General features: G+C 71.6%; 21 protein-coding genes. 10 read left to right on the forward strand and 11 right to left on the reverse strand.

Translation table 11 applies throughout. The features are described 5' to 3' along the window. On the reverse strand, positions 1–611 hold a 611-nt coding region (locus tag ACWCQK_RS33265; protein ID WP_451161436.1), incomplete at its 3' end, for an RNA-guided endonuclease InsQ/TnpB family protein. 44 nt (positions 612–655) lie between these two features. Between ACWCQK_RS33265 and tnpA the strand changes: the two genes are divergently transcribed. Then, positions 656–1,072 carry an IS200/IS605 family transposase gene (gene tnpA / locus ACWCQK_RS33270; RefSeq protein WP_451161438.1) on the forward strand — a complete coding sequence of 139 codons (417 nt, stop codon included), beginning with the start codon at positions 656–658 and terminating at the stop codon, positions 1,070–1,072. A gap of 115 nt (positions 1,073–1,187) precedes the next feature. Further along, positions 1,188–1,496, forward strand: a complete 309-nt coding sequence (locus ACWCQK_RS33275) for a hypothetical protein (RefSeq protein WP_451161440.1) — start codon at positions 1,188–1,190, stop codon at positions 1,494–1,496. A gap of 147 nt (positions 1,497–1,643) precedes the next feature. On the opposite strand, the gene ACWCQK_RS33280 is transcribed toward ACWCQK_RS33275, so the two are convergent. Together ACWCQK_RS33280 and ACWCQK_RS33285 are read right to left on the reverse strand one after the other, a co-directional pair. Further along, positions 1,644–2,408, reverse strand: coding sequence for a sirohydrochlorin chelatase (locus ACWCQK_RS33280; protein ID WP_451161442.1), 765 nt, complete (start codon positions 2,406–2,408; stop codon positions 1,644–1,646). Beyond that, entirely contained in the window at positions 2,405–3,544 is a 1,140-nt protein-coding gene (locus ACWCQK_RS33285; protein ID WP_451161444.1) for a uroporphyrinogen-III synthase, read from the reverse strand. Before ACWCQK_RS33285 ends, ACWCQK_RS33280 begins: the two co-directional genes overlap by 4 nt. A 192-nt stretch (positions 3,545–3,736) precedes the next feature. Between ACWCQK_RS33285 and ACWCQK_RS33290 the strand changes: the two genes are divergently transcribed. The 5 genes from ACWCQK_RS33290 (at position 3,737) to ACWCQK_RS33310 (ending at position 11,574) form a co-directional block, all read left to right on the forward strand. Further along, entirely contained in the window at positions 3,737–5,860 is a 2,124-nt protein-coding gene (locus tag ACWCQK_RS33290; RefSeq protein WP_451161446.1) for a molybdopterin oxidoreductase family protein, read from the forward strand. Next, a complete protein-coding gene (locus ACWCQK_RS33295; protein WP_451161448.1) occupies positions 5,857–7,098 on the forward strand; it encodes an NAD(P)/FAD-dependent oxidoreductase in 1,242 nt (413 codons plus the stop codon). Before ACWCQK_RS33290 ends, ACWCQK_RS33295 begins: the two co-directional genes overlap by 4 nt. Then, the gene (gene nirB, locus ACWCQK_RS33300) at positions 7,095–9,689 is read left to right on the forward strand and encodes a nitrite reductase large subunit NirB (protein WP_451161450.1); all 2,595 of its coding nucleotides are present in this window, start codon (positions 7,095–7,097) and stop codon (positions 9,687–9,689) included. Before ACWCQK_RS33295 ends, nirB begins: the two co-directional genes overlap by 4 nt. Then, the gene (locus ACWCQK_RS33305; protein WP_451161452.1) at positions 9,686–10,078 is read left to right on the forward strand and encodes a nitrite reductase (NAD(P)H) small subunit; all 393 of its coding nucleotides are present in this window, start codon (positions 9,686–9,688) and stop codon (positions 10,076–10,078) included. The genes nirB and ACWCQK_RS33305 overlap by 4 nt, the downstream gene beginning before the upstream one ends. Before the next feature lie 95 nt (positions 10,079–10,173). Then, positions 10,174–11,574 carry a nitrate/nitrite transporter gene (locus tag ACWCQK_RS33310; protein ID WP_451161454.1) on the forward strand — a complete coding sequence of 467 codons (1,401 nt, stop codon included), beginning with the start codon at positions 10,174–10,176 and terminating at the stop codon, positions 11,572–11,574. Between the two features lie 43 nt (positions 11,575–11,617). Here ACWCQK_RS33310 and ACWCQK_RS33315 read toward each other — a convergent pair whose 3' ends face one another. From ACWCQK_RS33315 to ACWCQK_RS33330, 4 genes are read right to left on the reverse strand one after another with little or no spacing between them, the layout of a single operon-like run. Beyond that, on the reverse strand, positions 11,618–12,004 hold the full coding sequence (locus ACWCQK_RS33315) for a fic family toxin-antitoxin system, toxin component (RefSeq protein WP_451161456.1): 387 nt from the start codon (positions 12,002–12,004) through the stop codon (positions 11,618–11,620). Beyond that, the gene (locus ACWCQK_RS33320; protein ID WP_451161458.1) at positions 12,001–12,300 is read right to left on the reverse strand and encodes a type II toxin -antitoxin system TacA 1-like antitoxin; all 300 of its coding nucleotides are present in this window, start codon (positions 12,298–12,300) and stop codon (positions 12,001–12,003) included. Before ACWCQK_RS33320 ends, ACWCQK_RS33315 begins: the two co-directional genes overlap by 4 nt. Positions 12,301–12,350: 50 nt before the next feature. Further along, positions 12,351–12,977: a hypothetical protein gene (locus ACWCQK_RS33325; RefSeq protein WP_451161460.1), complete on the reverse strand. Its 627-nt coding sequence runs from the start codon at positions 12,975–12,977 to the stop codon at positions 12,351–12,353. Next, positions 12,974–13,549: an RNA polymerase sigma factor gene (locus tag ACWCQK_RS33330; RefSeq protein WP_451161462.1), complete on the reverse strand. Its 576-nt coding sequence runs from the start codon at positions 13,547–13,549 to the stop codon at positions 12,974–12,976. Before ACWCQK_RS33330 ends, ACWCQK_RS33325 begins: the two co-directional genes overlap by 4 nt. Positions 13,550–13,874: 325 nt before the next feature. Between ACWCQK_RS33330 and ACWCQK_RS33335 the strand changes: the two genes are divergently transcribed. Together ACWCQK_RS33335 and ACWCQK_RS33340 are read left to right on the forward strand one after the other, a co-directional pair. Next, entirely contained in the window at positions 13,875–14,009 is a 135-nt protein-coding gene (locus tag ACWCQK_RS33335) for a hypothetical protein (RefSeq protein ID WP_451161464.1), read from the forward strand. 233 nt (positions 14,010–14,242) lie between these two features. Next, positions 14,243–14,734: an allene oxide cyclase barrel-like domain-containing protein gene (locus tag ACWCQK_RS33340; protein ID WP_451161466.1), complete on the forward strand. Its 492-nt coding sequence runs from the start codon at positions 14,243–14,245 to the stop codon at positions 14,732–14,734. Between the two features lie 42 nt (positions 14,735–14,776). Here ACWCQK_RS33340 and ACWCQK_RS33345 read toward each other — a convergent pair whose 3' ends face one another. After that, positions 14,777–15,472: a TetR/AcrR family transcriptional regulator gene (locus ACWCQK_RS33345; RefSeq protein WP_451161468.1), complete on the reverse strand. Its 696-nt coding sequence runs from the start codon at positions 15,470–15,472 to the stop codon at positions 14,777–14,779. Positions 15,473–15,745: 273 nt separating this feature from the next. On the opposite strand from ACWCQK_RS33345, the gene ACWCQK_RS33350 reads away from it, so the two are divergent. Beyond that, the gene (locus ACWCQK_RS33350; protein WP_451161470.1) at positions 15,746–16,090 is read left to right on the forward strand and encodes a hypothetical protein; all 345 of its coding nucleotides are present in this window, start codon (positions 15,746–15,748) and stop codon (positions 16,088–16,090) included. A 726-nt stretch (positions 16,091–16,816) separates the two neighbouring features. Here ACWCQK_RS33350 and ACWCQK_RS33355 read toward each other — a convergent pair. The 3 genes from ACWCQK_RS33355 to ACWCQK_RS33365 all read right to left on the reverse strand — a co-directional run bounded on the left by ACWCQK_RS33355 (position 16,817) and on the right by ACWCQK_RS33365 (position 18,857). Next, positions 16,817–17,494, reverse strand: a complete 678-nt coding sequence (locus ACWCQK_RS33355; protein ID WP_451161472.1) for a nucleotidyl transferase AbiEii/AbiGii toxin family protein — start codon at positions 17,492–17,494, stop codon at positions 16,817–16,819. Next, entirely contained in the window at positions 17,491–17,838 is a 348-nt protein-coding gene (locus ACWCQK_RS33360) for a hypothetical protein (RefSeq protein WP_451161474.1), read from the reverse strand. The genes ACWCQK_RS33355 and ACWCQK_RS33360 overlap by 4 nt, the downstream gene beginning before the upstream one ends. Before the next feature lie 149 nt (positions 17,839–17,987). Beyond that, positions 17,988–18,857, reverse strand: coding sequence for an LLM class F420-dependent oxidoreductase (locus tag ACWCQK_RS33365; RefSeq protein WP_451161476.1), 870 nt, complete (start codon positions 18,855–18,857; stop codon positions 17,988–17,990). Positions 18,858–19,244 lie beyond the last annotated feature (387 nt).

Raw genomic sequence — 19,244 nt, forward strand, 5'->3', positions numbered from 1 at the left:
TCGGAGGTGGTGAGGAAGCTCGCGATGCCCATGTCGATGCCGGCCACGCTGCCCGTTGGGGGCAGCGGCTGCGGCTGTTCCTGCTCGGCGGTCAGAACGACGTACCAGTGCTTGCCTTCGCGCTTGACGGACACGGTCTTGACCTTGCCGGCCACGGGCCGGTGCTGGTTGACCTTGATGTGCCCCACGCCCTGGAACCTGACGCGGGTGATGGGGTCGTGCGGGGTGGAGTCCCACCGGCAGCCGTCCCCGTCCCTGGGGAAGTCGACCGTGTCGAACCGGTTCACCCCGCGAAAGCGCGGATAGCCGGGAGTGTCACCGGACTTGATCCGCCGGAAGAACGCGGCGAACGCCTTGTCGAGACGGCGCAAGGTCGCTTGCTGCGACGAGAAGGACCAGCGGCCCTGACGCTCCGGGTCGAACGCCCGGATGTCCTTGAGCTGCGCGGACTGCTGCCCGTACTTGATGCTCGTCTTCGAGGCGTGCCGCCAGGCGTCACGACGCTCCTGCAAGGCCCCGTTGTAGAGCGAGCAGTGGTCACGGAGCATGTCGCCCAGCGCGATCGCCTGGCCCACGGTGGGCCGCAGAAGGAACGTGTACGCACGGATCACCCGGCCCACCCCCTTCCCCAGCCGGTTCGGTGATCTCACTACGTTTGGAGTATGTCACCACGCTGGGAACCAAACCCCGTGTCGCCTGCACCCTTCACGCACACTTGGTGTTCGTGACGAAGTATCGGCGCGACGTGTTCGATGACGCCATGCTCAAACGGTGCGAAGAGATCATGCGCGAGATGTGTGGCAGCTTCGAGACGGAACTACGTGAGTTCAACGGCGAAGCGGACCACGTGCACCTGCTGGTGCACTATCCGCCGAAGGTGGCCCTTTCGAAGCTGATCAACTCCCTCAAAGGCGTCAGCTCCCGGTACCTGCGAGCCGAGTACACCGGCCGGATCAACCGGACCGGCATGGGCTCGGTGTTCTGGTCCCGCTCCTCCTTCGCGGGGTCCTACGGCGGCGCACCACCGACCGTGATCCGCCAGTACATCGAAGGCCAGAAGCGGCCCCTCTGACCGTCACGACGAAGACGAAGAGAACTCCGCCACTGCGCGACTCCGCGCCAGGGACGCGTTTCCCTCCCCGGCTGAAGCCGGGGATACCCACGCAAGATCAGGGATGGATCAGGACATGGCGTCGCGGGCGAGGGTGAAGCTGCTCAGCGCCAACCGGCGGGTGGTGCGTGGCACCGAGGGACTGAGCATCTACCGCCTCCTGGCACAGGTCGAGCCGGAGGTGTACGGGTCGAAGCTGGCGTACGTCCTGGTGGAGGCCGCCGCGTCGGCGCTGGTGCGGGAGCTGCCCGCGCAGCGGCTGGCGCTGCTGGACGAGGCGGTGACGGTGGCGAGGGCCCTTGACCCCGCCAATCCCTACCGGGACAGGGTGTTGGCGAAGGCTCTCGCCGCCAGGCGGGAACTCGACGGGCGGCAGGCGAGGTAGCGGGAACGGCGAGGTAGCGGGAACGGCGGGAGAGGTGAAGGTGCGCGCCGCCCCGGCCGTTCCCGCCGAATCCGGCTGTCCGGCCGTGTCCGGCGGGCTTTTGGCCGGGGACGGTCGTAGGCGATCCGGGGTGGGTGCGTCGGTGGGTCACCCGGTCCGTGCGGCGGGTGCCGGCGCCGACGGCATACGTTCGCGGGCCTCGTCGTAGCGCAGTGCGACGAGGCGGGCGAGCGCGTCGTGCGTGCCGAGCGGCGCGGAGGTGAGGCAGCCGCCGGAACGGGCGGCGCGGCGTGCGAAGAAGCCGGGACTCATCAGATAGGGGGCGACGGTGACGCGGGAGTGGCCCTCGGCGCGCAGGGCGGCGACGGCTTCGGCGGGGGTGGGGCCGGCCGCGCAGAGGTAGGCGGGGACGACGACGTCGGGGCCTGCGAGGCGGTCGCGGAGCAGCGAGGCCATGGCCGCGGCGTCGGCGTTGGCGCCGGGGTCGGTGGACCCGGCTGCCGCGAGGACGACGGGCCCGTCTCCGGCGCGCCATCCGGCGTCGGTGAGACGGTCGGTGAGGGCGTCGGCGAGCAGGGGGTCGGGGCCGAGGGCGCGGGCCACCCGGGCGCGTAGATGCGGGGCCGCGGCGAGGGCCTCGGGGATGTCGACGCGGATGTGGTAGCCGGTGCCGAGCAGCAGCGGCACGAGGACGACGTCGCCGCGAAGCCGGGCCAGGGCTTGCGGCAGGCAGGGGGCGGCCAGGTCGAGGAAGCAGGCTCGCACGTGCAGGTCGGGGCGCAGTGCGCGGACTTGGTGGAGCAGTGCCCGTGTCACCGCGGCCCCTTGGGCGTCGCGGGTGCCGTGGGCGACGGCGAGGAGGGTCGGCCCGGTGGGGCGGCCAGGGCGGGCCGGGGGAGCGGTGGCGCTCATCCGGTCGCCAGGCGGTAGCCGCGCTTGGGTACGGTCCTGACCAGGTCGCTGTGCGGGCCGAGCGAGACGCGCAGCCGTGCGACGGCGGCCTCCACGGCGTGCTCGTCCGCGTCGGAGTTTGCCCAGGCGCGGCGCAGGAGTTCGGCGCGGCTGAGTACCCAGCCGGGCCGCTCCGCCAGGGCGCGCAGCAGTGTGGCGCCCTTCGGGGAGAGCCAGTAGCTTTCCTGGCCGACCAGCAGTGCGCTGCCCTGCAGCACCAACGCGCGGCCGGCGACGTGCAGTTCCTGGCGGCCGCGCATGGGCAGGGTCTCGGTCAGGGTGCGTACCAGTGCGCCCAGCCGGCCGCGTTCCGGCCAGATGACGGGCAGTGCGGCGTCGAGCAGCGGCCGGGCGCAGACGGGGCCCACGCAGACCGGCAGCACGTCATGGGACAGGGCCGCCAGGACGTCCTCGCGCAGGCCGTCGGCCGTCGCGGTGCGCAGGAACGCGGTGATCGCGGGCGCGCTGGTGAAGGCCAGGGCGTGCACCTCGCGGCGGACGGTCGACTCGACCAGACGCCGCAGCGGGCCCGGGTCCTGCGGGGGAGCCCAGCGGTAGACGGGGACCGTGACGACTTCGGCGCCCCGCTCACGCAGGGCCGCGCTGAACGCGGTCAGCGGCAGGCCGTGTTCCTGCACCGCGATCCGCCGGCCGGCCAGCGGTCGCGCCAGCAGCCAGGTCAGCAGTTCGTCGGTCGCCTCGCTGGCGGGGGAGTAGGCCTCGTCCAGCCCGCTGGCGCGGACGGCTCCGGTCGCTTTGGGGCCGCGGGTCAGCACGAGGGCGTTGTCGCAGACGGCGGACAGTTCGGCGGCGCGCCCCCAGCCGTCGGCCGCGCTCATCCAGCCGCGCCAGCCGACGCCGGTGGTCGCCACGACGTAGTCCAGCGGCGCGGTCAGGCACGACTCGGTGGCCCGGCGCAGCGCGATGTCGTCCTCCAGCGGAAGGATGCGCAGGGCCGGCGCCTCGACCACGCGCGCGCCGCGCCGGGTCAGCAGCGCGACGAGTTCGTCGCGGCGGCGCGCGGCGGTCACACCGACGGTGAAACCGGTCAGCGCGCCGGCCGTGGCGCTCGGGGTGGGATTGACGGGGATGCCCATGGACGCAGACTCCGGGCACGCGGTTACCGGCAGGTTGCCCGGCCGTCACACGCGGGTTAGGCGAACGCTTCACGGTGTTACGGCACATGTCCTGCGGCGCACCCCCGCCGGGCCTGCGGCGTGAGCGACGCGTACCGAGGGCGCAACACGCGCGAACAGCCGGTGTAACGCACTGTGGCCACTGTCGTCGGCATGACGACCACGACCGACACCCACTGTCCGTACTGCTCGCTGCAGTGCGGCATGCGCCTCGCGGCGGGCGGCGGCGTCCCGGCGGCGGTCGTGGAGCGGCCCGGGTTCCCGGTCAACCGGGGTGCGTTGTGCGGGAAGGGGCAGTCCGCGGCCGCTCTGCTGGGGCACGCGGGCCGGCTCGCCGCGCCGCTGGTGCGCGAGCGCGGTGTGCTGCGGGCGGCGAGCTGGGAGAGGGCGCTGGACCGGGTCGCCGACGGCTTCGCGGCGATCCGGGCCGCGCACGGCGCCGATGCCGTCGCCGTCTTCGGCGGCGGCGGTCTGACCAACGAGAAGGCCTACCAGCTGGGCAAGTTCGCCCGTGTCGCGCTCGGCACCGCCAACATCGACTACAACGGCCGCTTCTGCATGTCGTCGGCGGCCGCCGCGAACCGGATCGCCTTCGGCCTGGACCGCGGGCTGCCTTTCCCGCTGGAGGACATTCCCCGCACCGACTGCCTGATCCTGGTCGGCGCCAACCCGGCGGAGACGATGCCGCCCGCGATGCGTTATTTCCGCGAACTGCGTGAGCGGGGCGGCACGTTGATCGTCGTCGATCCGCGGCGCACCAGGACCGCCGAGCAGGCCGACATCCATCTGCGGCCGCGGCCCGGCAGCGACCTGGCGCTCGCGCTCGGCCTGCTGCACCTGCTGATCGCCGACAAGATGACCGACCCCGCGTTCATCGAGGCCCGTACCACCGGCTTCGGGGCGGCCCGGGCCGCCGCGATGGCGCACTGGCCCGAGCGCGTCGAGGGGATCACCGGCATCGAGGCGGCCCAACTGCGCGCGGTGGCGCACCGTTTCGGGCGGGCCGCCGGCGCCATGGTGCTGACCGCGCGGGGACCGGAGCAGCACAGCAAGGGCACCGACACCGTCGGCGCGTGGATCAACCTGTGCCTCGCGGCGGGCAAGGCGGGCCGGCCCTACTCCGGCTACGGCTGTCTCACCGGCCAGGGGAACGGGCAGGGCGGCCGGGAACACGGCCAGAAGGCCGACCAGTTGCCCGGCTACCGCTCGATCGAGGATCCCGCCGCCCGCGAGCACGTCGCCCGTGTCTGGGGCGTGGACCCGGCCGCCCTGCCCCGTGCGGGCCGCTCCGCCTACGAGCTGCTGGACAGCCTCGGCCGGCCGGGGCCGCAGGGCCTGCGCGGCCTGCTGCTCATGGGTTCCAACCCCGTCGTCTCCGCCCCGCACGCCGCCCATGTGACCCGCCGGCTGCGCTCGCTGGACCTGCTGGTCGTCAGCGACCTCGTGCTCTCCGAGACCGCGCAGCTCGCCGACGTCGTCCTGCCCGCCGCCCAGTGGGCGGAGGAGAGCGGCACGATGACGAACCTGGAGGGCCGGGTGATCCTGCGCCGGCAGGCCCTCGACGCACCCGCAGGGGTGCGCACCGACCTGTGGGTGATGCGTGAACTCGCCGCACGGCTCGGCGTCGAGCGGGGCTTCGACGACGACCCGCAGACGGTCTTCGAGGAACTGCGCCGCGCCTCGGCCGGCGGCCCGGCGGACTACGCGGGCATCAGCTACGACCGGATCCGCGCCGAGGACGGCGTGTTCTGGCCGTGCCCGGCCCCCGAACACCCCGGCACGCCCCGCCTGTTCCTGGACGCTTTCGCCACACCGGACGGCCGCGCCCGGTTCGTCCCCGTCACCCACCGCCCGGCGGCGGAGGAACCCGACGCCGCCTACCCGCTGCACCTGACCACGGGACGGGTCCTGGCGCAGTACCAGAGCGGGGCCCAGACCCGCCGGGTCGGCGCGCTGAACACCGCCGCGCCGGGACCGTTCGTGGAGCTGCATCCCCTGCTGGCGCGGCAACTGGAGGTCGCGGAAGGCGATCTGCTCGCCGTGACCTCCCGGCGTGGCCGGGCGGTCGCACCGGCCCGGATCACCGACACGATCCGCCCCGACACCGTGTTCATGCCGTTCCACTGGCCGGGCGCGGGCCGCGCCAACACCCTCACCAACCCGGCGCTGGACCCGACCTCGAAGATGCCCGAGTTCAAACTCTGCGCGGTGCGGGTGGAAGCAGCGGCCGGTGTTGCCGGCGCGGCGGCCACGGCGGGCGAGGAGAGCCGCGCATGAGCGGCGCCCGCCGCATCGCGGTCGTCGGAGCCGGGATGGCGGCCGCGCGCTTCGCCGAGCGCCACCACGCCCTCGGCGGCAGCGCCCGTCTCACCCTCTACGGAGCCGAACCCCATCCTCCCTACAACCGCGTCCTGCTCGCCGACGTCCTCACCGGACGCTACGCGGCGGAAGCGGTGACCCTGCCGGCCGGCAGCGCCGAACTGCGCACCGCCGGCGAGGTCGTGGCCGTCGACCCCGCCGCCCGCACCCTGACACTGGCCGGCGGCGACAGCGAACCCTGGGACGAACTCGTCCTTGCGACCGGCGCCAATCCGGTACTCCCGCCGATCCGCGGACTGCGCCGCCCCGACGGCACAGGACTGCGCGACGGTGTCCACAGCCTGCGCACCCTCGCCGACTGCGCGCGCCTTGGCGAGGACATCGGCGGGGCCCGGCGCGCCGTCGTCATCGGAGGCGGCGTCCTGGGCGTCAGTGTCGCCAGAGCCTTGGGCGCTCTCGGCCTCACCGTCGAGATCGTCCACCAGGGACCCCATTTGATAGAGCGCCAGCTCGACGCCGAAGCGGCCGCGGCGCTGCGCGGGGGACTGCGCCGGATGGGCGTCGAGGTCTACACCGGCAACCGTGCCCGCGCGGTGACCGGCCGCCCCGGAAGCGGGGACAGCGCCGTCGAGCTGGCAGGCGGCTACCGCCTGGGCACCGACCTGATCGTCCTGGCCTGCGGTGTCCGCCCCCGCACCGCGCTCGCCCACGCCGCCGGACTCGCCGTCGCCGCCGGCATCGTCGTCGACGACACGCTGGCCACGTCCGCACCGCACATCCACGCCATCGGCGACTGCACCCAGCACCGCGGCACGGTGCACGGCCTGTCCGGCCCGGCCTGGGAACAGGCCGACGTCCTCGCCGCACGCCTGGCCGGCACCGACCCCGGCGCCCTCTACCAGGGCTCACGCCCCCTGGCCCGGCTCAGCGCGGGGCCACTGCAGTACGCGGCCTTCGGCCAGGCCCACCTCGACGCCCAGGACCAGGCCGCGGACCCCGAACTGAACGTGCTGCGCCTGTCCGACGCGACACGCGGCAGCTACAAGAAGCTCGTGCTGCGCGGCGAGCGCCTGGTCGGCGCGATCCTGCTCGGCGACCTGGCCACCGTCGGCGAGCTCGCCCACGCCTGCGAACGCGATACGCCGCTTTCCGACCTCCCCCTGCACCTGCTCACCTCCCACGGAGCTCCGCTATGACACACCGCCAGATGTCCGGCCCGCCCAGGGATCTCGTCCTCGTCGGCCACGGCATGGTCGGCCAGCGCTTCCTGGAGGCGTTCACCGAGCAGCCCGCGGCGGCAGACTGGCGGATCACCGTCCTCGCCGAGGAACCGCGCCCCGCCTACGACCGGGTGCACCTGACCTCTTGGTTCACCGGCACCCACGCCGACGCGCTGTCGCTCACACCTGCCGGCTTCCTGAGCGGCCACGGCATCGATCTGCGCCTGGCCGAACCCGCCGTCGCGATCGACCGCGCCGCACGGACCGTCACCACCGCCACAGGCCAGGTGCTGCACTACGACACGCTGGTCCTGGCCACCGGATCCGCCCCGTTCGTACCGCCCGTCCCCGGCCACGACGCGGCCGGCTGCCACGTCTACCGCACCATCGAGGACCTGGAGGCGATCCGCGCCGACGCGCGGCACGCCGCCACCGGCGTGGTCGTCGGCGGCGGACTCCTCGGCCTGGAGGCGGCCGGCGCCCTCACCGCGCTCGGCCTGGACACCCACGTCGTCGAGTTCGCACCCCGCCTCATGGCCCTGCAGATCGACGAAGGCGGCGGACAACTGCTGCGCCGCAAGATCGAAGAGCTCGGAGTCAGCGTCCACACCGGAGCCGGCACCCAGGCCATCGTCCGCGGCGACGACGGCCGCGTCCGTGCCATGACACTCTCCGACGGCCGCGAACTCGCCGCCGGCCTGGTCGTCTTCTCGGCCGGTGTGCGCCCGCGCGACCAGCTCGCCCGCGCCAGCGGCCTGCCCGTCGGCGAACGCGGCGGCATCATCGTCGACGAACACTGCCGCACCATGGACCGCCACATCTACGCCATCGGCGAGTGCGCACAGGCGGCGGACGGCCGGGTCTACGGCCTGGTCGCCCCCGGCTACGCGATGGCCCAGACCGCGGCCCGCACCCTGGCCGGCGACCACCGCGACCAGGACGCCTTCACCGGCGCCGACACCTCCACCCGGCTCAAACTCCTCGGCGTCGACGTCGCCAGCTTCGGCGACGCCCACGGCACCACCGAAGGCGCCCTCGACGTCCTCTACAGCGACAGCCGCAACGGCATCTACAAGAAACTCGTCATCGGCCGCGAAGGACAACTCCTCGGCGGCGTCCTGGTCGGCGACACCGACTCCTACGGCCTGCTGCGCCCGCTGGCCCTCGGCGGCGAACCCCTGCGCACCGCCCCCGAGCAGCTGGTGCTCCCGGCCGGACTCGGCCCCGCCGAACCGCTCACCCTGCCCGACGACGCCGTGGTCTGCTCCTGCCACCACGTCAGCAAGGGACAGATCCGCGCCGCCGTCCACGACCAGGGATGCACCACCGCGGCCGAGGTCAAGAAATGCACCAAGGCGGGCACCGGCTGCGGCAGCTGCCTCAAACTGCTGGGCACCATCGTGACGGACGAACTCCAGGCGAGCGGCGTCACCGTCAACACGGGACTGTGCGAACACTTCACACACACCCGCAGCGAGCTCTACGAGATCATCCAAGTCGCCGGCATCACCTCGTTCACCGACCTGATCGACCGGCACGGCAGCGGCGAAGGATGCGACATCTGCAAACCGGCCGTCGCCTCCATCCTGGCCGGCCCCGACAACGGCCACATCCTCGACGGCGAACAGGCCGCCCTGCAGGACACCAACGACCACTTCCTGGCCAACCTGCAACGCAACGGCTCCTACTCGGTGGTGCCCCGCATCCCCGGCGGCGAGATCACCCCCCACGGCCTCATCACGATCGGCGAGATCGCCCGCGACTTCGGCCTCTACACCAAAATCACCGGCGGCCAGCGCATCGACCTCTTCGGCGCCCGCGTCGACCAACTGCCCACCATCTGGCGGCGCCTGGTGGACGCCGGCTTCGAATCCGGCCACGCCTACGGCAAGTCACTGCGCACGGTGAAATCCTGCGTGGGCCAGACCTGGTGCCGCTACGGCGTCCAGGACTCCGTCGCCCTCGCCATCGAACTCGAACTGCGCTACCGGGGCCTGCGCTCCCCCCACAAACTCAAGTCCGCCGTCTCCGGATGCGCCCGCGAATGCGCGGAGGCCCAGAGCAAGGACTTCGGCATCATCGCCACCTCCACCGGCTGGAACCTCCACATCGGCGGCAACGGCGGCATGACCCCCCGCCACGGCGACCTGCTCGCCGCCGGCCTCGACCGGGACACCCTCATCCGCACCATCGACCGCTTCCTGATGTTCTACATCCGCACCGCCGACCGCCTGGAACGCACCTCCCTCTGGCTGGAACGCATCGAAGGCGGCCTGGACCACGTACGCGCCGTCGTCATGGACGACTCGCTGGGCCTGTGCGCCGAACTCGACACCCTGATGCAACGCCACGTCGCGCACTACCAGGACGAGTGGGCCGCCGTCCTCGCCGACCCCGAACGGCTGCGCCGCTTCGTCTCCTTCGTCAACGCCCCCGGCACACCCGACCCGGCCGTCACCTTCGTACCCGAACGCGGCCAGATCCGCCCCGCCCGCCCCGACGAACACGGAACCGTCCTCGCCCCGGCCCTCATCGCCGGAGCCCGACTGGAGGTGCGCACCGCGTGAACCGGCATGTGGAGATCTTCGACGGCACCACGTGGACACCCGCCTGCGCCTACGACGACCTGACCCCCGGACGCGGCGTGGCCGTCCTTGGCACCGGCGGCGAACAGGTGGCCCTCTTCCGCGACCGGACCGGTGCCCTGTACGCGGTCGGCAACCGCGACCCGTTCAGCGGCGCCCACGTCATCTCACGCGGCATCCTCGGCAGCCGGGGCCCCATCCCCACGGTCGCCTCACCGATGTACAAACAGGCCTTCGACCTGCGCGACGGCCGCTGCCTGGACGAACCCACCGCCCCCGACGGCACCCCCGCCGTCCTGCGGGTCTGGCCAGTACGCGCGACCACACGCGCCCCCTCACAGCCGGCCGCGGCGGGCGTGCGCGAGCCGTAGCACGCCCGAGCGCCACCACGCCGGCCCGCGAAACCCGCCGCTCCTAACGTCGGACGCCACCACCTACCCCCTCACGAACCAGCGGGTGAGACCTGATGAGCACTGCCGTCGGAACCGACAACGCGGCCGAAGACACCGCCGCCCACACCAGCACGACCGCGGACACCGCCCCTGCGCACACCATCACCGACTGGCGCCCCGAGGACGAGACGTTCTGGGAACACACCGGCGCCCGGATCGCACGCCGCAACCTGCTCTTCTCCGTCCTGTCCGAACACATCGGCTTCTCGGTGTGGAGCCTGTGGTCGGTACTGGTGCTCTTCCTCGGACCCGAGTACCACATCGACGCGGCGGGCAAGTTCACCCTCACCGCGGTGCCGACCGCCCTCGGCGCCGTGCTGCGCCTGCCGTACACCTTCGCGGTGGCGCGCTTCGGCGGCCGCAACTGGACCGTGTTCAGCGCCCTGTTGCTGCTGCTCCCCACCCTCCTCACCGCCCTCGTACTGCGGCCCGGCGTCCCGTACGGCACACTGCTGGCCGTGGCCTGCGTGGCAGGCGTCGGCGGCGGCAACTTCGCCTCCTCGATGGCGAACATCAACGCCTTCTATCCGCAGCGCCTCAAGGGCTGGGCACTCGGCGTCAACGCCGGCGGCGGCAACCTCGGCGTTCCCGTGGTGCAGCTCATCGGCCTCCTGGTGCTGGCGACGGCAGGCGCGGCCCACCCCCGGCTCATACCCCTCCTCTACCTCCCACTGATCGTCCTGGCAGCCCTGGGCGCGGCCCTGAAGATGGACAACCTGACACCACTGAAGAACGACCGGCGCGCCCTGCGCGACGTGGCCCGCGAACCGCACAGCTGGGTCATGTCCCTGCTCTACATCGGCACCTTCGGCTCGTTCATCGGATTCGGCTTCGCCTTCGGACAGGTCCTGCAGGTCCAGTTCCACGACCAGTTCGACACCCCCGTCAAGGCCGCATACCTGACCTTCCTCGGCCCCCTGCTGGGCTCCCTGGTACGCCCGCTCGGCGGGAAGATGGCGGACCGCTACAGCGGCGCCACCGTGACACTGTGGACCTTCGCCGCGATGGCCGCGGGCACCGGCATGGTGCTCCTCGCCTCCCACCGCCACTCCCTGGCGCTGTTCCTGGCCGGCTTCATCGCCCTGTTCGTCCTGAGCGGGATCGGCAACGGCTCCACCTACAAGATGATCCCCGCGATCTTCCAGGCCAGGGCACACCTCGCGGTGGCAGCCGGAACCCACCCGCGCACGGCGCAGCGCGACGCCCACCGGCGCGCCTCGGCACTGATCGGACTGGCCGGCGCGATCGGCGCGTTCGGCGGAGTACTGGTGAACATCGCCTTCCGCCAGGCATTCCTGACCGGCGCCAGCGGCGACGCGGCCTACTGGGCGTTCCTGGCCGCGTACGCGATCTGCTTCACCGTGACCTGGACGGTCTACCTGCGCCCCCGGGCAGGAGCGACACCCGGGATCTGACAGCGCGCCGAACGCCCCCCTTCGGATCCCCGTGACCGGCGGGTCAGGAAACGCTCCAGGCACGCAGCCGGCGACCGATCAGACCGACTCCCATGACTCCGGATGCGGCATCCCGCACCAGGGAGACCGCCTCCTTGGGCGGATAGTCGAGCAGGCACCCGTTCAAGGCCAGGTAGGCCTCCGCGGAGTGCCAGGCGAAGGACTCGTTGGAGTGCTCCAGACACGGCAGCTTCACCAGCGTCTGGAGCAGCGCGGCCGCCTTGAGATACAGGGAGCCGTAGATGTCGCGCTCCAGGGCATGGGCATTGACACGGGCGGCCGCGGCGTAGAGCGGGCCGAAGTCGTCAACCTGCGGATCACCGGGCAGCAATTCCGCGGCGTGCAACAAGAAGGCCACGTCGAGCGGGCGGTGCGGACGGTCCTGCGTCACGCGGCCTGGCCCCGCTCCTGCTGCTCCTCAAGCTCGCGCCGTGCCTCCAGCTCCGCGGCGCGCTGCTGCACGCCGGAACCGGCTGCGCCGCCTCCCTGGTCGAACGCGTCGCCGCTGCGGGACATCGATTCCCTGAACGCGCTGAGGAAGCGCTCTTCCACGGCAGTGGCGCGAGCGTAGGCAGCGGACAGGATGTACTCCTGCAGGCTGACACCTTCCTGCCGCGCGGCGGCCTCGATCGCGGCGCGCTGGGCCGCATCGGGAAAGCGCAGGTTCATCGCCTTGGGATGAGACATGGTACCGATAGTACCTCTGGTACCGAAGCGCAGGGAGCGGGGCGGGGAGGCTACTTTTCGTACGCCTTACGGAACGTGCTCCGGGTCTCGTCCGAAACCATGTTCGCGCCGCACTGCGGGACGGTGCCGTCCTTGGTGGCGGCCACAATGTAGTGCTCTCCGACCAGGAACGTCAGGCTCTCCGGCTCGTCGGCGTCCCTGTCGAGCCGCACCGTGTCCCCGTCACCACCGATCAACCAGTGATCGACACGGAAGTGGACCGAGGAGCCCTTGACGGAGGTGACCGTTCCTTCGAAGAGCGTCGGGTACTTGCGCAGCCGGTCGGGGACCGGTTCGATGCACCGGGCCTGGGCACCACCGCTTTCGGCGGTGAGAGTCAGCGGGCCGGACGCGGACGAGCTACCGCTGTCGCTGTTCGCCATGACCGCTCCTGCGATGCCGCCTGCGAGCATCAGCAGACCGGCAGCCGCTGCGAGTGCCAGGTGACGTCGGCGTCCCCGTCCGGTGCCGGGCTTTGCCGGGCGAGCGGTGATGCCGGCCGCGGTCTTCTCCGGCTGGGCAGCGGTGTCCGTGTTCAAAGCAGCCTCCACAAGACGGTTGATGTCGGGCAGCGGAGCTCTTGAGGTCAGTGCCGGGTCCGCAGCCCTCAGCCGGGCCAGCAGCTGGTCGTCATTCACTGACTGCTCCTTCCTTCATCTGTCTTGTGTCCGGACCGCTCGGCCTTCTTTCGCGTCGACATCAACCGCGCGGCGAGTTTCTTCTTCGCCCGGTGGAGCCGGATGCTCACCGCGTTGGGGGTGAGCAGGGTCACTTCCGCGATCTGACTCGGTGCCAGACCCTCCCACGCCCACAGCCGCACCAACTCGCGGTCCAGTTCACCGAGGCCATCGAGCGCGGCATGCAGGTCGCCGTGATCGGCGGCCATGGCCGCAGAGGGCTGCTGCACCCGGATCAGCCGCTCCACCAGGCGGAGCCTGCGTCCGTCAGCGCGCCGGGCATTGGACAGACAGCCTCGTGCCACTCCGTAGCACCACGGCAGCACGTCGTCGGGATCGGGCGTGGAACCGGCATTGAGCCCGGGCACATCGTCGATGCGGCGCCACAGCACCAGCATCGTCTCCGACAAGACGTCCTCGACCACGTCGGGGTTCGTCCGTCGCAGCAGATACTGATGCAGCGGATGCGCCACGACATGCGCCAGTCCCTCGAAGCGCGCCTGCCGGTTCCTGCGCGTCTCCTGTTCCGTCATGGAATTCACAACCTGTCCTGTCCGGCGGCGGCCGGTTCCTTTCAAGGCCGTGGCAGAAGGCCACTGCCGTGACACTTCACCTGACGGCGTGCCAGGGCGAGGTCGGCTCGGGTGCCATCTGGGTCAGGCCGTTGCGGCCGCGCCGACGACTTCGCTGACGCGGTCCCAGGCGGCGAAGCAGACGGTCGTTTCGGCGCGGCGGTCGGGGCGGTGAGCAGGTGGCGGCGGAGTCGGAAGCGGGGTGAGATCCCGCTGAACGCGCGCAGGAGCCGTTGGACCGCTCGACATCCCACGGCTGAGGCGGCCCGGGCGCCCGATGCCGCCAGTGTTTCCCGGTCGCCGTGTCGACGCCTGCGGCGACGCGCCCTACTGGGCGTTCCTGGCCGCGTACGCGGTCTGCTTCACCGTGACCCGGACGGTCTACCTGCGGCCCCGGGCGGGAGCGACACCCGGGATCTGAGAGCGCCGCGCAGGGACCCGCGGCACACGGCAGCGACATGAGACTTTCACAAAAGATAAATGTCCACTCTTTACTCGTGCACAAGGTTTATGTAGTTTGTCGGTATCCAGCCCGTCAGAGCCGACGTGGCGTGATCGCAGACCGGCCCCTGCCGCGCACGGCGTCCGCACACGGACCCGCAGCCGCCCCCTGGTGCCGTCCCCCCACCGAAAGACCGCGAAGGATCCCTCCCCATGCGCAAGATCAGCTTCCGCACTCTCGTCCCGGCCGCCGGCGTGACCGCCGCCGCACTCCTCGCCGGCGCCCCGCTGGCATCGGCCGACACCCTCGACACCCACCACCGGGGCCACCACCGCACGGAAGTCATCCGACTGGTCGCCAAACAGACCCAGTCCGCGACCGTCGACCTGGGCAAGAAGGGGACCAGCCTCGGCGACCAGCTCGTCATCGCCGAGGACCTGTACCGCGACGGCAAGAAGGTCGGCGACCACAGCGTGGTGTGCACCTACATCCACACCGGCCCCGACGCCCTGCAGTGCGTGGGCACCTTCGCCCTGCCCCAGGGGCAGATCGCCGGCCAGGCGCTCCTGCACCTGCCCGCCCCCTCGGCGGTCGACGTGGCCGTCACCGGCGGCTCAGGCGCCTACCGCGCGGCCGGAGGCTACGTCCACACCGTCCCGGCCGGCACCACGGAGCGCCACCTCACCTTCCACCTCGACCGCTGACCCCCGGCGCACCTCCCGGGTTCGCCGGGAAGGCGCGTGCGGTCAGCACAGTTCGCGGCAGTCCTCGTCGGGACACTTGAGACTGACGAGGGTCTCGTCGACCTGCTCACTGGTCAGGGAAGGCTCGGGCAGCTCGTGCGCGCACCCGGCGCGGAAGGCGTCGAGCATCAGATAGAGATGGCGGCGCCAGGCCCGGGGGGCGATGGTGCGGGTGGCCTGGATGATTCCCGCCTGGGACCAGATCACGAAGGCGATGTCCTGCGCGGTGACGTCACCGCGCAGGCTGCCCTGTTCCTGGGCGTTGTGCAGGAGCAGGTTGCTGAGTTCCTTGGCACGTTCGTACATCTCCCGGCCGGCCGCGTGCAGAGGCAGCCGCGCCGAGATCAGGTCGTTGAAGGCGCGGTCGCAGGCCTGCAGCTCACAGAGCTTCTCCAGGTAGCGGCAGAACCCTTCCCAGGCGTCGTCCATGGCCACGGCTTCCTCCGCGGCGGTGAGCAGCTCCGTGTACTTCGCGTTGAAGAGCGATTCGACCAGGTCGAGCCGGGTGGGGAAGTGACGGTAGAGCGTGCCGATCGCGACACCGGCCTCACGGGCGATGCCCTCCAGTGACGCGCCGAGGCCCTGCTCGGCGAAGGCCGTGCGGGCGGCGGCCACGATCGCGTCCCTGTTGCGCTGTGCGTCCCGGCGCAGGGGCTTCACCGGTGTCTCGTTCGCGGGCAGACCGTGCTGGTGGCTCATGGCTCAAACGGTAACATGAGGCCCCCCTCGAATTGCGATCTCGCGCGTTTTCGATCGCAATCTTGCCTGCTCCGACCTGCTGTGATGAGCGTCACCGCAAACATGAGGCACCCCTCGGGTACGGTGGCGGAGGCCGAACATGAGGCACCCCTCCGGATGATCTCGTGGAAAGGCCGACTGACCCGGGATCCCCGGATCTCGGTCCATAAGGAAGCGGCACCGCCGGCCCGGCGAAACCGCGGCAGTCTCGTAAGGGGAAAGACCATGAACAGCATGACCAAGCGCCTCTCGATCGCACTCGCCTCCGTGGCACTGGCCGGCGGAGCCCTCCTCGGCACCGGCGGCTCGGCGTCGGCGGCCACCACCTCGATGCCCGTGCAGCACGCCCAGTACGTGTCCTCGGTCTCCGTCTCCGCCGCTGAGGACCTCGGCCGCCACAACGTCACCACCGTCCAGTGGCACGAGGACCAGGTCGCCGAAGCCACCGCGGCGGGGCACGTCGTCACCACCGTCCAGTGGCACGAGGACCAGGTCGCCGACGCCGCGGCATCGGGGCACGGGATCACCGCCGCCCGCTGGTACGAGGACCAGGTCGAGTGGGCCCAGAGCCACAGCTGACCCGCCCCGAGCCGCAACGGTCCGGGACGCTGGCGCCTGTCCACACGGCACCCCCGCCCCGCACCCCCGGCCGACCGGGACCCCCGCTCGCGCGTTCCACGGCGGTCCGCGCCCGCACCGGGACGACCACTGCACCCGAGACGAAGACACTCCGACCGCCACCGCCACAGGCCACAGCTGGTGACGCCGAAGACGGCCAAGGCCCGCTCCGCGACATGAACGTCGCCGCCGCTTCCCCCACCGCCCGCTTCCCCCGTTGACCGCCTCCGCGCACGGCGTGACATCCCGCCGAACCGGGCAGGTCCTCTCCCCGCAGGGACAGCCACCCGCCGGGAACACCGGCAGTGCGATCGACCAGCCCGCCGATGACGTATCCCGCGCTCCTGTGCAGCAGTTCTTCGCTCCGGTTGCAGCGCGGGGGAGTTCCCCACACCCAAGCGGTCAGCAGGACCGCTCGCGCGACCGGCCGGACCGTTCCCGGTAACCGGGTTCGCCGCAGCGGTTTCACGGACAACTCCTTGCGCGGGGACGCCGACCCGGCAGCCGGCAGAACACACGAAAGGCACGATGCACGGGTACGTACCCGTACCCATCGTGTGGCTGATTCCAGTCGCGGCCCTGTCGTCTGGCCGAATCTCGGTGGGCACCCGCGCGGCTGAAGGGCGAAGGTGAGCACTCCAGTTACCCCTTGCGCGGCAGGTGCTTTTGCGTGTTCGAGGCGGATTGCTACTGGTCGAACTCTTGATAGGGCTCGGCGAGCCGCTGCGCAAGATCCTCCAGCCACTTTTGGGCCCAGTGGCGGAGTTCGGCGATGTGAGCGGCGTCCATTCCATAGGCTTCGAATTCGGCGTCGCTGATCCACTCCAGGCTTTCCAGCCGGTCGTGGAGTTCGTGGAGGTCGAACTCTTCTGGGCGTCTGGCTGCGAGGTTTTCCAGCTGCGGGATGGTATAGAGGTGGCGGGCAGCGTGGACATCGATGGCGTCGCGGGCGAGACCGCGGTCTCCGAGAGCGCGTACTTTCGTGCCGATGAGGTCATCCAGGGCGAGCACCGGTCCGATGTCCAGCATGACGGGAGGGCGCCAGAGGACCTCCTTGAGGAGATCCACTTCGCAGGTGGCTTCCGTGGCCGGGTCGATGGCGAGGAAGCGTGCCTTGAGCGGGGCCACGTCGATGACAGTGATGCGCCAGCCCCGGCTGCTGAGGGACCGGACGAGCTGGTCGGTGATCTCCCGCATGGATGCCGGGTGCTCGGTGGCGAAGTCGAGGTCCTGGCTGGGGCGGTGAACGATGCCGTGCGCCTGGACCGCATAGCCGCCCATCAGCGCGAGGCCGTAGGGGTGTCCGGCGGTGAGGGCGTCGCGCAGCAGGCGGCGGTGGTGGTCGGGCAGGCCGGACAGAGTCACGCGGCGGACGCCGATCGCAACTGCGTGAAGCGGTTTTCCCAGGTGGTGCGTACACCGCGGCCCAGCATCTTGCGCAGTACGGGCCAGCGGGCTACCAGCTGTGCGGCGTCGAGGTAGTGGGTGTAGTCCTCGTAGCTGCCGTTGAGCAGGACGATCCGGTACATACCCAGCAGCAGCTTCTCGTCGCCGAGATCGAATACGCGCAGCCCGGACCAGGCCAGATGCAGCGGAAGCCTGACAGTCCCCTGGGTCGGTCCGACGAGTTCCGCAAGGTCATGAGGCAGCTGAGCCTCGGCCGGAGCCCAGCGGGACGGGATCGCAGTGCCCGACAGCCCTTCGCTCATGGCTCTCAGCCTCGCACTCTCCACAGTCGGTTTCGGCCCGCTCTGACGCAAGAGACAGCCTAGTCCCTCCGCAGTGACCGGAACCTGGAAGCCGTTGTCGAGGGCTCAGCCCGGCCATCAGCGGGCGCCCCGGCCCTGGCGGAGCCGGGTCACTCCTCGCGCGCGCCCCATGTCCGGGCGAGTTCCGCGGTCCAGGCGGCCGCCGCGCCGGGATCGGGCGGCGGCGCGCCGACGACCACGACCTCGGTGACGCCGGCCGCGGCGAGGTCGGGCAGCTGCTCGGGGGTGCCGTCGCTCAGCGAGACGGCGACGGTCAGCTCGTCGAGGGCGCGGCCGCGCCGGGCGCACTCGTCGGCGAGCACGGCGACGCGCGAGCGGACGTCGGCCACCGGCAGGTTGAAGCCGTACCAGCCGTCGCCGGACGCGACCGCCCGGCGCAGGGCGGCGTCGCTGTTGCCGCCGACCACGACCGGGAGCCGTCCGCCGCGCAGCGGCTTGGGATTGACCCGGATCGCGGCGAAGCGGGTGAACTCCCCGGCGAAGGAAGCCGGATCCTCGGCCCAGACGGTGCGCATCGCGGCGAGGTACTCCTCGGTGCGCCGCCCGCGCCCGGCGAAGGGCACGCCGAGCGCGGCGAACTCCTCGGCCGACCAGCCGGCGCCGACACCGAGGGTGAAGCGCCCGGCCGAGAGCATGTCGAGGGTGGCGGCCTGTTTGGCGACCACGACCGGGTGGTGCTCGGGCAGCAGGAGCACGCCGGTGGCGAGTCCGATCCGGCTGGTGACCGCCGCCGCGAAGCTCAGGGCGAGCAGCGGGTCCAGCCAGTCCGCGTCCGAGGGCACCGCGATCCGGCCGTTGGCGGAATAGGGGTACCGGGAGACGGGCTCGTCCACGAGCACCACGTGTTCCCCGCACCACAGTCTCGCGAAGCCGTGCGTCTCCGCGGCCGTGGCCACCGCCCGGACGACCTCCGGACGGGCACCGTCACCGATGCCGAGCGCGTGCAGTCCCACCCGCATCCGCCACCTCCTGGCGTCACCCGACAGTCACACCGAACCGTCTACCGTCTCCCGCCCGAACCGGAGCCGACGACACGGCACGTGCCACCCCGCATTCCCCCGCGCCACCCACACACATGCCGGAACGGGCGCATGCCGGAACGGGCGCATGCCGGAACGGGCGAACGCCGCCGAGAGGAACCACCGGGGCCGAGGAAAACCGGCGCGCGGGCCTTGCGGCAGTCTTCGACAGGCCGGCGGCTGCGCCGACCCGGGCCGAGGGCCCGGCGGCAGAGGGGAGCCGTCACCGCGGCCCGGCACGGAAGCAGGGTTTTCCGATCCGCGTCCGTGCTGCGGCGGGAGTGTCCGCCGTGCACCGGGCGATGCCGGCCGAGGCGGTCGGCCGCC

It is taken from the genome of Streptomyces sp. NPDC002306 (assembly GCF_053593435.1).

Bases quoted from the DNA above. Each gene is read 5' to 3' on its own strand.
- ACWCQK_RS33280 (WP_451161442.1), bottom strand. From the start codon at position 2,408: ATGAGCGCCACCGCTCCCCCGGCCCGCCCTGGCCGCCCCACCGGGCCG.
- ACWCQK_RS33290 (WP_451161446.1), top strand. From the start codon at position 3,737: ATGACGACCACGACCGACACCCACTGTCCGTACTGCTCGCTGCAGTGC.
- ACWCQK_RS33285 (WP_451161444.1), bottom strand. From the start codon at position 3,544: ATGGGCATCCCCGTCAATCCCACCCCGAGCGCCACGGCCGGCGCGCTG.
- ACWCQK_RS33330 (WP_451161462.1), bottom strand. From the start codon at position 13,549: ATGACGGAACAGGAGACGCGCAGGAACCGGCAGGCGCGCTTCGAGGGA.
- ACWCQK_RS33310 (WP_451161454.1), top strand. From the start codon at position 10,174: ATGAGCACTGCCGTCGGAACCGACAACGCGGCCGAAGACACCGCCGCC.
- ACWCQK_RS33275 (WP_451161440.1), top strand. From the start codon at position 1,188: ATGGCGTCGCGGGCGAGGGTGAAGCTGCTCAGCGCCAACCGGCGGGTG.
- ACWCQK_RS33340 (WP_451161466.1), top strand. From the start codon at position 14,243: ATGCGCAAGATCAGCTTCCGCACTCTCGTCCCGGCCGCCGGCGTGACC.
- ACWCQK_RS33295 (WP_451161448.1), top strand. From the start codon at position 5,857: ATGAGCGGCGCCCGCCGCATCGCGGTCGTCGGAGCCGGGATGGCGGCC.
- ACWCQK_RS33320 (WP_451161458.1), bottom strand. From the start codon at position 12,300: ATGTCTCATCCCAAGGCGATGAACCTGCGCTTTCCCGATGCGGCCCAG.
- ACWCQK_RS33350 (WP_451161470.1), top strand. From the start codon at position 15,746: ATGACCAAGCGCCTCTCGATCGCACTCGCCTCCGTGGCACTGGCCGGC.
- nirB (WP_451161450.1), top strand. From the start codon at position 7,095: ATGACACACCGCCAGATGTCCGGCCCGCCCAGGGATCTCGTCCTCGTC.
- ACWCQK_RS33345 (WP_451161468.1), bottom strand. From the start codon at position 15,472: ATGAGCCACCAGCACGGTCTGCCCGCGAACGAGACACCGGTGAAGCCC.
- ACWCQK_RS33360 (WP_451161474.1), bottom strand. From the start codon at position 17,838: ATGAGCGAAGGGCTGTCGGGCACTGCGATCCCGTCCCGCTGGGCTCCG.
- ACWCQK_RS33365 (WP_451161476.1), bottom strand. From the start codon at position 18,857: ATGCGGGTGGGACTGCACGCGCTCGGCATCGGTGACGGTGCCCGTCCG.